We start from the raw sequence: 12,313 nt of genomic DNA on the forward strand, positions 1-12,313 counted from the left end.
TTTACCACTCCGGTAAATAAACGCTGAGCCCATCGGTTTCCGAGCACATTCGAGTTAACTTTGTTTCTACAACGCTTCTTAGAGTGAAGGCGGACTCATGGCTGGCTATTTTGGTGTGCATACGCGGCCTGATAGCCGCCTTGATTTCACCGAACTCATATAACCGATACACTTCATCCGTAGTGCAGGAGAGCAATGTAGAAGCTTCTAGAGGGCTTAATAGCACATCTGCGACATTTCCCTTAGATGATGCCGGATTGTCTGCCACAAGCTCTGAGAGATACTTGAACACCTCAACCAATACAACATTTTTGCTTAACTCGCGGCTCGGTAGCTGGCGACAATCTTTGAGTAAACTGCCAAACGCCTCTGTGAAAAACAGCTTTCGCCAATCCTTGGTTCGAACAACATCTGCTTTTTCAACCAACGCATCTAAATCTTGCTTCAGTTTTTCTGGCCACGCCGAGCAATATTCAATAAAGGCATCAAAGCTAATCTCACCTAACTCGCCGTATCGGTTTACATACCAAAGCAAGACACCATAACGCTCTGATACCGTTATTGCTTTGCTCATCAATCCCGTTTCAACAGAGTTCTCTCCAATTAACCATTTTGCCGTAATTAACTCAGAATTCGGTCCAGCTTCTACTTCGCTTTCTCGCAGATCGAAACCACACTCACAATGTGTGATGCTCTCGGTATTTTGATATTCAAGTAACGATTTGCACTCAGGACAGCGAGCCATCAATTCACATTGATGTTTTTCACAAGCTTGGATAGGAACAAAGTGCCAGCTTTGTCGAATATAAGGTGCTTCCGCCAAGCAAAGTGGACAGATCGGCGTAAAACGTTTTCGAAGAAAAGTGAAGGGGTAATCGATTCCAAAACGGTGAACAGCTTTATAATCAGGAGAGAATATAGATTTGGAGTGATTTAACGCAAGCCTGAGTGCGCCATGTCTATTAAGCTCTAATCGCTTTTCAAGTTGGATGAGCACTCTAACCCGCATCTGGCTTGTGGTTTGAGCGTGGTAGGTATTAACGCGATTGACCTCTAACGGGAAAGCACCGGGAATAGCCTCATGAGAGTTTAGTGTCTCATACCAAATATCTTCAGCGAAATGAGAGTAGCGCTCATAACCTTGATATTGGCTCAAGCGTAACAGAAAGCTTTCAAGCGATTCGTCAGGGTAAAGCTGAATGTCCGTATCCACATGCCACCACTAAAACTTAGAAATTCTAAGTTTTAGTATTTCAGCTAATTGCAGAAAATCAAATTCCTCTAGAGCGAATTGTGACTAAAAGCCGATCCTTAGCTTTCCACTTTAGTAGCTATTTCTGCTTCAATTAATACTTGCAAAGACCTGCTCCACTCTTTTCTCTTAACGGAACCTGAGTTTTTTAAATGCCAAACGTGTTTCGTTAGCTGATTCCTAATCGTAACCTTCCATTCTTCATCATTTGGAAGCACATCCAATATCTGTTCAAACGCAAATAGCATCTGTGCTACAAACCAACGGTACTGAATATAATCTTTTTGATTAACTTTTATCACTTGCTCATCTGCGTAAGCAAAATCAGGCGATTGTTGGCACAACTCCAAAAACTTTGAATAAGCAGAGTACGCAGTGGCTCTTCTCGCTTCCTCTTTTGAGCTGGTCCATTGCCGATAAGCAAAAAAGGCAGCTACAATTGCTACTACGCAAGCAATGATATTAGCCCAACTTACCCACAGACTAACGTCAAGCAAGGCGGCCCAACCAGTTTTAAAGCATGTCATTTTTTATCCTCTTGCATCATTACACCAGCAGGCTGTGTTTTAACAGCTTTATCTGATTTCATCCCTTTACCCACATCGTCACGCCTAAAGTCATACATATTCATTTCAAAGGTGTTAATGGATACTTGGTTATTCCCGTGACTATGAGCAATTAGGCGGTGATACGGTTCGCTGTAAGGGGCTTTTGCGCAAGAACCTCCGTACTCACCTGAGTTAACTAACACCACAGGTTGGAACATATGGTAGTGAAGTGCGTCAATCATAGTGTCAAACGTATTTACATCTCGATTTAGTGCACATACAACATAAGCATTGGACTTATCTCGTAAGTCAGCACTTAAAGATATATCTGTGGCGTCATAACAAATTGAGCCTGTTAGCATAAAGCCTGTATCGTTAGGAAACCTAGGATGCTTTAATTCAAGCATCAATTGATACGGTCGCCATGACTGAATATGACCTTTTTCAGCAGACATCATATTCTGCTTGCCTTGGAACCGAATAAGCTCCTTTTGATTAGTATTTGCCTTTGGTGGTACGATCCAGACGGCACAGTTATTTGGCCCTTGAACACCCTCCTGTTCAATAAAAACTAACCCCGCATAGATGATTGCATGACTCTTGCGCGATAGATCAATCAGAATATCCATATCATCTCGATGGACTGATAGTTCAGGCCATACGATTAAATCAATTTTTTGACCTCTCTCATTCCGTTCCTCATCAGTTACACGCTGGGCATCAATATGCTTGCAAACCAATGTAGCCACATCGGCTACGTGCCTTCGATGAATAGACTGAAACTTCTTATCATCTAACATCCAACCGTAATCATCAAAATCACGAATCCGAGGCAGCTTTGACTGAACCATTGCAACAGTTAATTCACGCTTGTCCTCCGTCCAATCAAGCATTACTGATTCAATCAAACTAGGCATATTTGAGTGCCTACAGTACATTTTTTCTAAAGTACTTAAACGTTGAACAATTAGATTTTTAAAAGAGGCGATGGTCCATTGGTTAGGCCATATATAACCTTGGTCGTTAACATTGATACCAGGCCAAATGAGAAGCTTAGATATCAATGTGGTCAACCAATGAGAAACTTGTGCAGATTCACCAACTATAGCCTGTGGTGTATTCATCATCCCCAATGTTCTTTTATCTGGACTCGTTTTAATTCCTCTATAACCAAGTTTTGCTGTTATAGATGAACCAAATCCAGACCAATCTATATTCCCAACTAATGCAGAGCGGGCGCAAATGGCGATTTTTTGGAGCACACTAACTTCAGAGGATACTCCGGTTAAGTGAGGGCTTAGCTGCGACTGAGATTCGGTAAGTGCTAGATTGACTGTTAATTTAGTATTGAACAGTTCTAGCTGAGGAGTACGATGAAAACTTGCACCTTCGAGTGCCACTTTGGTTTGCCTAACATCTATCAGTTGACTCGTATTGGCTTCAAGTAATTGCTTAGGCTCTTCCAGCAACGACAACATCAATTTGAGCAACATGACTTCATTCGCAAAAGGATTATCACTTCGTTGAATAATGCTTAGTAATGACTTTTCTCCACTGATCTTATCCAATGGTCCCAGCGAAGCTTTACAATCAATCGCATACTGCTTAGCAAGTGCTTTAGTACTCGCTTGTTTTGCCCATTCAATACCAAGAGAACGAGCATGCCTGATTAAGGCTATGAATAGAGTTAGATTTTGCGAAGCAATCTTGGTTAAGATAGCCAAGCAAACATCTGGTCTTAACTTTTCCAAAAAGCATGAAATCGAACGATTCAAAGATTTGCTGTCATCGCTAAGTTGTGCCGCAAGCAACACATTTGCTGCAACTCTAGACGCATTTACTGTACTATCGACTGAAATATCCCTAAAGCCTTTGATAAACTTAATAATCATATCGTGATCAGCATTACTCGAACTTTCTTCTAGGTTCGAATCTAGCCTACAAAGCAGTAAAAACTGTGCTTGCTCAAGCAACAGATCAAATTTGCCCTCACTATCATCTGTATCTTGGCAAACCAACATTGCTTTATGTTGAAGGTGTTCAAAATATTCGTCATATTTAGCATGACGTGGGATATATTTAGGGTCTAAACGATGAATTACAGCTGCACTATGACGAAATACTTCTGATAGGCAGTATCGCGCAACCGATTGAATTTTAATCTCAGGGTCAATTAACTTCTTGTTTAACTGCTCTAAAACAGGCTCCAACAAACGACTACATGGATAAAGCTCTAGACCTTTTTTTAGTAGTAACACGAGCGAAGGATCATGTGACCATGCTGCTATCAAGCGTCTCGCTAATCGCTCTTGTAAATAATCCCAATCACCTGCAATAACGTTTCCATTAGCATCAACTTCATGAGCGCTGAAATTACGAATGCCTTTCAGTAGCTTGGATATTTTATTGGCGGCAAAGCGCTTGATGGTATCATCACGGACATCAAGTTCGCTTTTATTTATTTGAGCGAGCCTGTTTGGAGTACATGTATCACCTTGTTCCAGTATTTGGTCATTGGCAACGATAGATAGTAAAGATTCAAGCTGACCTAGGGTTTCTTGAGACTCATCAAATGCAATTGGCCCGCTAAGTTTTTTCTGAATATGGGTAAGCTCCCTAGATATTCCCGCTACACGTGGCTGATAGCGCTGTATTTTAGTTTTAGCGTCGTTTAACTTCAGGTCATCTAATTTAGATTCTTTGATGACTTCTTTGATAGCTGCAATGACGAGCTCTTCTACATCAAATTTAGAAATCGAGGTATCAGGAATTGTAGATGTCACAGATACAACCAATCGCATGTCATCAACATATCTGCAATAATCAACCAAAGTAACTTCAATCTCAGCGTTACGGATTGTAGGCTCTAATATATTCCCAATTAAATCCCTAAGGTTTTCGTCAAACTCAAGCATGTATACGTTAGCTAAAAAGCCGCCAGCTACTAAACCCTGTGGAATTCCTTTCGGTGCAGACATCACCTCTTCATTTTTACAAACCTTATTATATTCCGTAGCAGCGAGTTTGCTCCACTCCCAAGTTTCAAAGGCTACCAGCAGTTTATTAAGATGTTTAACTTCACCTACGGGTTTAGCTTCCACGTTACCAACAGTTTTTATGAGCTCGCACAACTTTTTGCGGTTAACCAAATCAAAAAACTTGGCGAGGTCCAAATCTAGAATGAATACTTCATGGTTATCATCAAGTTCAGCTCTCGCTTTCTTTGCAAAATAGAAAGGGCGTTCTAAAAACTTTCGGTTATCAACAAAAAATTTACTGTAAGTGGTAGTGCCACCATAACTATGCTCCGCATTACCCTGTTCATCGTAGCGGCAATAAAGGCGATTACCGTAACTCACCACTTCTTTTTCATGAACAAACTCTAACTCAGTGCTGGGATCACCTTGCCTCGTTTCAACCTGATTACCTATACACATCATCAACAAAGTCATCATACTTTGTTCACGAATAGGCATATGTGCAAGTGGTCTCAGTGAAAATGCTATATCTGCAGGTTTTTCAATGATCTTTTTAATTTTTTCAGGCTTCTGATTGTACTCATCCAAAGCTTGGTTTTTCGGCTTCCATGTTAAGCATTCTTCTGAACCAAATTCTGTCTTTTTGAACTCCCAGTTATGTTGCTTAGGTGCGGGGACAAGCTCTAAAGGCTGAAAAGTCAATTCATCTTGTTGTAAATCATTGCACCACTGCTGTGCACTTTCCAACAACGATAATGCCGACAAGTCCAATTCAAAATTGTCGGCATACCAATTAGCAGTACGGATATATTGATGACTTTTTTTCCATGCAAGCGTCATCAACAAACTGTCCGTTAAGTATTCGTCATCTAAAGCAAGCTGCTCATATTTTTTTGCAATTATCGGCATGGTCTAATTCCCTAAACAGCCTGTTTAACAATAATGTCTGTGAAGTCAAATTGAGTGGTTTGAGAGTCTTTTAAGCGAGCTATGAGTTGATCGGACATGACATGAAAAGATTCACTTTGTTGACCATATCAGTTTCGATCAGCTTTGCTATATTGATGTCCTTGACCATATTGCAGACTCGAAGAAACGTATTGATGGTTCAGTATATAACAAAGTTCATATCAAACTGAATGTATTACCTTTAGAATCATCTTGTTATTTGTACTCTTGCTCACACTTTGACCTCGATTGTCCTAAGCTAACCATTTTATAGCCTGTTGAAAAATGCCGAAATGACACGCTGCCTGAATTGGCCAAGCTTTAGCTCTTCTTGCGATAGAGTTGAATTCGACAGCCCAACTGACTGTGCTCCCGAGTCGTGCCAGTTGAGATCGGAACCAGATGTTTGAAATGGAGTCTTACCTGTACTTACCCTTATGCTCACTTCTGGCTCACCAGTAAGACCACTTAGTTCCTTAGAATGTTGTTTTAGATACAAACATGTCTCTGGGATGTCTTGCTCAATTCGCTCAGCGAAACCTATTAGCTTTTCTTCAGCAAAGGTATACAACCAAGCTTCTTGGTTTGAAGCCTTGTTGACCCTCAAAATTCGCCCTAACACTTGCCTAAAATACAACTCGGTTTTTACTGCGCTCAAATGGCAGCAAACTTGCAACCTAGGAATATCTGTACCTTCACTTATCATTCCGACACTGACAATCCACTGAGTATTGGAGTGTCGAAAAACCTCTATCTCCTCCAACGGGTTCTCATGCTGGTACGTTACGATACTCGCTGATTGACCAAAATGTTGGATCAATAGTGATTGAATAGTCTTAGCATGTTGTACAGATGCCGCGACGATAAGCCCACCTGCCTCTGGAGAGCTCTGTCGAATCTCATTCAGCTTATTAACGCCTAGTTCGAGTAAGTGGGTCATCGCTGACTCGTTTTGAATCACACTACGGTAGGAAGCATTTGATTGCTTTAGCATTTCCAAAATAGATGCGTACTTTTTAACTTCAGTACCTTCCGTTAGTGAAAGCTGCTCGCTGTCTACCAAAACAATCTTGGGAGCACGGCATACTCTCTCTTGTACTGCACGTCTTAAATCGTATTGATAATCGCAAAGCAAACAACCGTCGGGGTCGGTATACTCGGCCATCGCTATAGGTACGCTATCTGAACGCCATGGGGTCCCCGATAATGCCAATGTATAGCGAGCAAGGCCCTGTATCTTAGTGATAATTTGCTCACCCCAAGCATTTGAACGACCTTCTTCATCAAATGAACAGTGATGGATCTCGTCAAAAACAACCAAGACGCGATACTTTCTTATGGTGTTCCAAAAAGCATCATCTAAAAAACGGATAGACTGGTACGTATAGGAAGCGCCCATAGCTCCCATACCACCATCAAAAGAACAATTTAAGTGCCTAGCAAACGTCTCTTTAATTCCAAGTGCGACGATGGAAGATGGGGAGAAACAGAGAACAAGGTCAATTTTGTCCTCTCGAATTAAGCACTTCGTCAGTTCAGCTGCCATCACCGTTTTACCGGCACCGGGCGTCGCTTGGCAAAAAAAGTGTCTTGTTGAAGTCATATACTTTTCGAGTGCAGCGGCAACACACTCTTCCTGCCACAACCTCAACATGAGAATGAGCCTTCTGTTTTGGACACCAATAGAACCTTAGATAAAGCATTAATCTTGCCCAACAACTTAGCTGAATACTCCTTACTTTCAGTAAACATGGTCATAAACATATCTTTTTTCTTCGGAAATCGTTCCATCAAAGATTGATACTCTTCGACTTCACTGAGCACAATAGCAAGCTCTCCTTCGTACTTACTTTTCTCTTTTTGCAAAACCCTCAAATCAACGTGTTCTAGTGTATTTGGGGCGGCTACAACTTCACTTAAATCACTTTTTAGCTTACGCGGAGTCAAAGAGAGAGACTTCATCAACTCAGTTTTTTGATACTTTTTCGATCTATTGTGCCCCCTAGATACTAACCAACCTTTGCGCTCAAACGCCAAAAGTTGCCGATAGACATACTTCCTAGCTTCTTGTTGGGTTTTAAATTCTTCGCTTAGATCCATCAAAGCATCTCTTGCCTCTGTCACCGAAAAGTTGTCCATCTCTCTTTTAATCAGTAGGTTAAACATGTAGGCATTGATTTTTTGGGGCTGTGTCATTTGATCATTCATACGCATAAAAACTTAGGATTGCTAAGTATACAAAAATCAGTAAAACTTAGACAATCTAAGTTATCGAAAGGTTGATAAGAAATGTCTAAGTGCAAAAAGACAACCCAATCCCAGCGAGGCTCAAAGCTGCGCGTAAAAAAGCCAAGATCACCCAAAAAGATTTAGGGGTGAAAATAGGTATGGAACCAAGCTCTGCTAGTGGGCGAATGAACCATTATGAGAAAGGTAGGCACGTGCCGGATATCGGTACGCTTGAACGCATGGCTGAAGAGTTAGATGTGCCGCTGAATTACTTTTTCTGTAGGAATGAATTGAGTGCTGAGTTGGCGTGTGCGATTGATAAGCTGAGTGATGAAGAGAAGAAGGCGCTACTGGAAAACCTAAATAGCGAAGGTCACCTCTAAGCTTTGAGGCCATTTTTGCTCAACAACATACTCAACGGGATAGCATCCGTAAATCGCGGAGCAAGAATCTTATCTTCCGAAGAAATCGCATTTAGGTTGTAAGACGATCCAGAGTCAATTTGGAGAAGACGAAGCTCCTCCACAGGACAATCAAAGGGATTATCCAAATAGGGAAACTTAAATGAAAACGTGCGTGACAATATCGCTTTGTCTATCGTACCAACGTTCTCATTGAAACTCATTAGTAGTGCATCTTTCAAGAAGTGCTTTAACGCTCGACACTCCCCTCTACACATAACGAACAAAGGGTATAACACTTCATTTTTTGTAAGCACTGGCGATTCATCAAAGCCCATTCTCGCACTCAAACCTGCGACAAATTTGGCAAAATGCTTTTTTTGCTCCAAGTCAAAGTTATAAGGTGCCTCTACACTCGAATGGCTGGTAGCTTTCAACAGCTTAAAATAATGAATCTTTCGTCTCCAACTTAATCGCGAATTCCATTGTGGCTCTGTCGCTATGACATCAGCATATGGCATACCAACCAACACAAACGAGACTTTTGATTCTTCACTTATATATTTGAACGTATTAACAATAGCTTGCCTTTCTTCTGCTGTAGAAAATTCTACAAGCTCTTGAATTTCATTGATGATAATTAGCTCAACGGATTTACGTTTGAGTTGCTTTACTACAGCCTCACCAAGGGCAATTTCATTATGTCGTCGGGTACTTCTTCCGCCTGACTTTCCATGTAAATCAACTAAAAATTGGGTTAGCGTGTTCTGTTCATTTAATCGGCTCGGCACTCTGGTGCTAAGAACAGGTTGTTTGCCCCAAGTTGAACTAGACGGAAAGCGTGATAGATAATTGTTAATCAAAGCCGTTTTTCCACTTCCGGCCTCACCAGTTAACAAGAAAGACTCCGGTTCACCCCCAAGGGAGTGATTAAAACGAAGTTGATCGAAAATAGAGTAGATTTCAGTTATTGCAGGGTACTCGATAAAGCAAGTTTCAAAGGATCTTAGCTGTTCAAACTGTCTAGATGTTAAGTTCAAATTAATACCCCTCAATATCTTCAAAATCATCATCAGATAACTGCTCTGAGACATCGAGCACTGCAGTGTTTTCTTGTTTAACTGGAGTCGTATTGATTGAGCTTGGCCCGTCTGAACCCACATCATTAAACTTTGCTAATTTCGAAGTGTTACCCGTTTTAGGCAGGCTAGCCCTATTACTTTTTGCACTGCGGAATCTGTCGGTTTCTTCCTGAATACGTTTTTTCATATATAGAAATGTATCGGCAAGCGCCTCATCATCAACAAGCTGCTTTGTATTGAGCCTGCGTACTTTTTGTATTCGCTCGTGTTCAAAAAGCGACAGCCTTTTTGTATATCCACTGTTGTCTACCGCTGGAACTTTTATGTACCTCTTTTCCGATTCTAGGTAAACGTGGATATAGCTGATATCAGAAGGGTCTGTTTTGGTCTTAACAAACAGCTTTTTGCCATTGTTGGACGCCCAATATTTACGGTATTCAATAAGTTCTGAGGACTGATAGCGTAGGTTATGAAGCCTAATCCCTGCAACTCCAATAGTTCGGTGTCTAAGCAAACCTAATTCAACTTTCAATTGCTCCTTCTCTGCACCACTGTAGTAAGAGGGAGTCCATTCCGATTGATTCCACTTGTGGTATGGAATGTCACGTTCTCTTGAATCAGGAGCCATATGGTAATAATCGACAATCCACTTATGAAACAACTCAAGAAACACGGAAACTCTAACCACCGCATCCTTTTTAGGGTTGTAGTCTTGAAGTTGAGTAGGATTGGTGAACGTTTTTCCAGGCAGTGCGTTCACTAACCCTTTGTTCATCTGATCAAACAGCTTTTCGATACCTGACTTTCGCCAAGGTTTAGCCGCTTGACTGTATTGGATATCAGACACTAGAGGCCGTAATGAATCTTCTAAGCTTTGGCTCCAAAACTCGGCACCATTGTCGACGACTAAACAGTCAATCTTACCTTGACAAGGCCATTCATTTTCAATGGATGGATACCTTTGTTTTACCCAACTTTTATCCAGTAGCGAGTTCAATAGCGCCTTTCTGACAGAGTCAAAACTCGGCTCTCTAAAGTTGATACTGCACCCTACGATACATTTACTGAAACGGTCATAAAGCATCGTCAGATAGGGTCGTCCCAAAGGAATATCTAGCTCGTCATCAATCAAAATTACTGGAACTGGTGTATGGTCAATTTCGACATATTCCATTGGTTTGGTCGCAGCTACTTGCTGACCAACTGAGCGAAATTCTCGGTCTGCATATCGTTTGCCAAATCTCGCAATCGCCACTTCATAAGGAGGTAACTCATTTATTCGATTATAAAATGAACGTTCAGAAATTGGCTTGATTTTGCCTTCCACAATCCCTCGATTTATTTGAATCACTCGGCTCTTATAATATCGGTATGCATCTGCAACGCTAAGTCGTTCACGAGTCAAGTATACATTCTTAATCGCCTCGTCAATCAAGGATTGCGAGTCCATTTCTTTTTGGCGATTACCCTTAAACGTATGCTTCGGAATAAGTGCACAGGGGTCTTTACCCGCTTCAAAGTAAGATTTTTTCCAAGTTGCTAAAGTCCGCCAACTCGGTGGAGTGAGCTGTAATTCCGATTCCACGAAATTTAAGATAGGGTTCAAGTTTTTCTCGGTCCATCCACCTTTTAGACGCTTCTCCACGAACGTGATGATTTTGATACGACGGATAACTTCTTGCTGTACTTTTGGTGATTGAGAATCAATAGTTGAAGAAATTTCAACAGGTTCTTGAGTTAGCTCTATTGGAAGCTGCTGAGGCTCTCCTTCTGAAGCTTCAAACTCATCAAAGAACCCAAAAATGTTATTAGAGTCCGATGACATAGTTAACACCAAACGTAGGTTTCGAGACCAAAGCCAATTCCGCTTAGGTCTGTTTTAACTTGCCCTGAAGAGATCCAAGGTAGAGTAGAGATAAGTGTGTCCTGCTCCGATAAACCGAAATACAAAGATACCTCTTGTAACTTCACCATTTGTTTACGTTGAATAAACGCCAACACTAGCTTTTGAAACTCAGTCACGGTTCGCAAGCCGGAGTAACGGTGTAGTAGCTTGAAGTTATCTAAAGTTGGTCCCATTCTAATTTGCTTCTCAGTAACTAAAACTAAACGTCTGTTAAATTCGTTGAATGCAACTCTTTGTTTCTCTTTGAATCGTTCCCTAAAGTCAGGTTTGAGAATCTGGCTGGAGTGTTTTACTTCGAAGAAAGTTGAATGGTCATCGTGATCTGTCGCCAAAAAGTCGGGGGTATATCGGCACTTTCGATTATTGAATTGATAGTGGAAGCCGAAAGGTTGGGAGGTAAAACTTTTGATTTCTGCGTTATATTCGAGGTGAAAACAGAAATCAAACTCTAAGATGGACAGAGTGCGAACAACTGCATCATTCTTCAAGCTCATGAACTTACAGATGTTATGTACGTGAGAAGACTTCTTGGTTTGGTCGAACATAGCAAAATCACTTTTGTTGTAAACCTACAACGAAAAAATAGACTATGAAGACTTATGGTGCAAATATGAAGAAAGCCTGCAATTTATGCGAACATATATTGCAGGCTTCAAATGGGTGGAGACCTCAGCCACATCCCGGCACACAAGTCACTCGCTGCGGCTGCTTCCTTCCGGACCTGACCGAGTTCACGAGCTATTGTTGCGAGAGGACCAAGACCTCCATAGATTTTTTTGCTGTTGCCTAAGTGAAGGGTCACTGCTGCAAAGCGTGGGAGGATTATCTGGTATCGCGGCGCTGAATGCAAGGGGTAGCGAGGAAAACTGTTTGCTTTATCTGTTAAGTGCTTACAGATTAATCAAAGCGCCCAACATTCCTGCGGTTGCAAGGCTGTTGAGCGCGTTTATCTATGCCATTGCTACTGAC

9 protein-coding genes and 1 other RNA gene are annotated in these 12,313 nt (G+C 41.4%); 1 reads left to right on the forward strand and 9 read right to left on the reverse strand.

What is annotated here, in order from left to right; all coding sequences use genetic code 11:
• Window position 1: 1 nt before the first annotated feature.
• The 5 genes from AC6I8U_RS11555 to AC6I8U_RS11575 all read right to left on the reverse strand — a co-directional run bounded on the left by AC6I8U_RS11555 (window position 2) and on the right by AC6I8U_RS11575 (window position 7,934).
• The gene (locus AC6I8U_RS11555; protein ID WP_498016961.1) at window positions 2–1,213 is read right to left on the reverse strand and encodes a TniQ family protein; all 1,212 of its coding nucleotides are present in this window, start codon (window positions 1,211–1,213) and stop codon (window positions 2–4) included.
• A gap of 98 nt (window positions 1,214–1,311) precedes the next feature.
• The gene (locus AC6I8U_RS11560) at window positions 1,312–1,779 is read right to left on the reverse strand and encodes a hypothetical protein (RefSeq protein WP_498016962.1); all 468 of its coding nucleotides are present in this window, start codon (window positions 1,777–1,779) and stop codon (window positions 1,312–1,314) included.
• Window positions 1,776–5,687, reverse strand: coding sequence for an RNA-directed DNA polymerase (locus AC6I8U_RS11565; RefSeq protein ID WP_498016963.1), 3,912 nt, complete (start codon window positions 5,685–5,687; stop codon window positions 1,776–1,778). The genes AC6I8U_RS11560 and AC6I8U_RS11565 overlap by 4 nt, the downstream gene beginning before the upstream one ends.
• A gap of 307 nt (window positions 5,688–5,994) precedes the next feature.
• On the reverse strand, window positions 5,995–7,380 hold the full coding sequence (locus AC6I8U_RS11570) for a DEAD/DEAH box helicase (RefSeq protein ID WP_498016964.1): 1,386 nt from the start codon (window positions 7,378–7,380) through the stop codon (window positions 5,995–5,997).
• Window positions 7,374–7,934: a VspR family transcription factor gene (locus tag AC6I8U_RS11575; protein WP_498016965.1), complete on the reverse strand. Its 561-nt coding sequence runs from the start codon at window positions 7,932–7,934 to the stop codon at window positions 7,374–7,376. The genes AC6I8U_RS11570 and AC6I8U_RS11575 overlap by 7 nt, the downstream gene beginning before the upstream one ends.
• 89 nt (window positions 7,935–8,023) lie before the next feature.
• Here AC6I8U_RS11575 and AC6I8U_RS11580 point away from each other — a divergent pair, with 89 nt between their 5' ends.
• A complete protein-coding gene (locus AC6I8U_RS11580) occupies window positions 8,024–8,338 on the forward strand; it encodes a helix-turn-helix domain-containing protein (protein WP_498016966.1) in 315 nt (104 codons plus the stop codon).
• Here the strand turns inward: AC6I8U_RS11580 and AC6I8U_RS11585 are convergent.
• The 4 genes from AC6I8U_RS11585 to ffs form a co-directional block, all read right to left on the reverse strand.
• Window positions 8,335–9,429, reverse strand: coding sequence for a TniB family NTP-binding protein (locus AC6I8U_RS11585; RefSeq protein ID WP_498016967.1), 1,095 nt, complete (start codon window positions 9,427–9,429; stop codon window positions 8,335–8,337). The genes AC6I8U_RS11580 and AC6I8U_RS11585 overlap by 4 nt on opposite strands.
• A complete protein-coding gene (locus AC6I8U_RS11590; RefSeq protein ID WP_498016968.1) occupies window positions 9,398–11,263 on the reverse strand; it encodes a Mu transposase C-terminal domain-containing protein in 1,866 nt (621 codons plus the stop codon). The genes AC6I8U_RS11585 and AC6I8U_RS11590 overlap by 32 nt, the downstream gene beginning before the upstream one ends.
• 2 nt (window positions 11,264–11,265) lie before the next feature.
• Entirely contained in the window at window positions 11,266–11,889 is a 624-nt protein-coding gene (locus AC6I8U_RS11595; protein WP_498016969.1) for a Tn7 transposase TnsA N-terminal domain-containing protein, read from the reverse strand.
• A 119-nt stretch (window positions 11,890–12,008) separates the two neighbouring features.
• An RNA gene (gene ffs / locus AC6I8U_RS11600) (signal recognition particle sRNA small type) lies at window positions 12,009–12,105 on the reverse strand.
• Window positions 12,106–12,313 lie beyond the last annotated feature (208 nt).

The sequence above is a fragment of the Vibrio sp. KUL80 genome, assembly GCF_059725495.1.

Excerpts from the sequence above, each read along its gene's own strand:
- AC6I8U_RS11565 (WP_498016963.1), bottom strand. The coding sequence starts at position 5,687 with ATGCCGATAATTGCAAAAAAATATGAGCAGCTTGCTTTAGATGACGAA.
- AC6I8U_RS11590 (WP_498016968.1), bottom strand. The coding sequence starts at position 11,263 with ATGTCATCGGACTCTAATAACATTTTTGGGTTCTTTGATGAGTTTGAA.
- AC6I8U_RS11595 (WP_498016969.1), bottom strand. The coding sequence starts at position 11,889 with ATGTTCGACCAAACCAAGAAGTCTTCTCACGTACATAACATCTGTAAG.
- AC6I8U_RS11560 (WP_498016962.1), bottom strand. The coding sequence starts at position 1,779 with ATGACATGCTTTAAAACTGGTTGGGCCGCCTTGCTTGACGTTAGTCTG.
- AC6I8U_RS11585 (WP_498016967.1), bottom strand. The coding sequence starts at position 9,429 with ATGATGATTTTGAAGATATTGAGGGGTATTAATTTGAACTTAACATCT.
- AC6I8U_RS11570 (WP_498016964.1), bottom strand. The coding sequence starts at position 7,380 with ATGTTGAGGTTGTGGCAGGAAGAGTGTGTTGCCGCTGCACTCGAAAAG.
- AC6I8U_RS11575 (WP_498016965.1), bottom strand. The coding sequence starts at position 7,934 with ATGAATGATCAAATGACACAGCCCCAAAAAATCAATGCCTACATGTTT.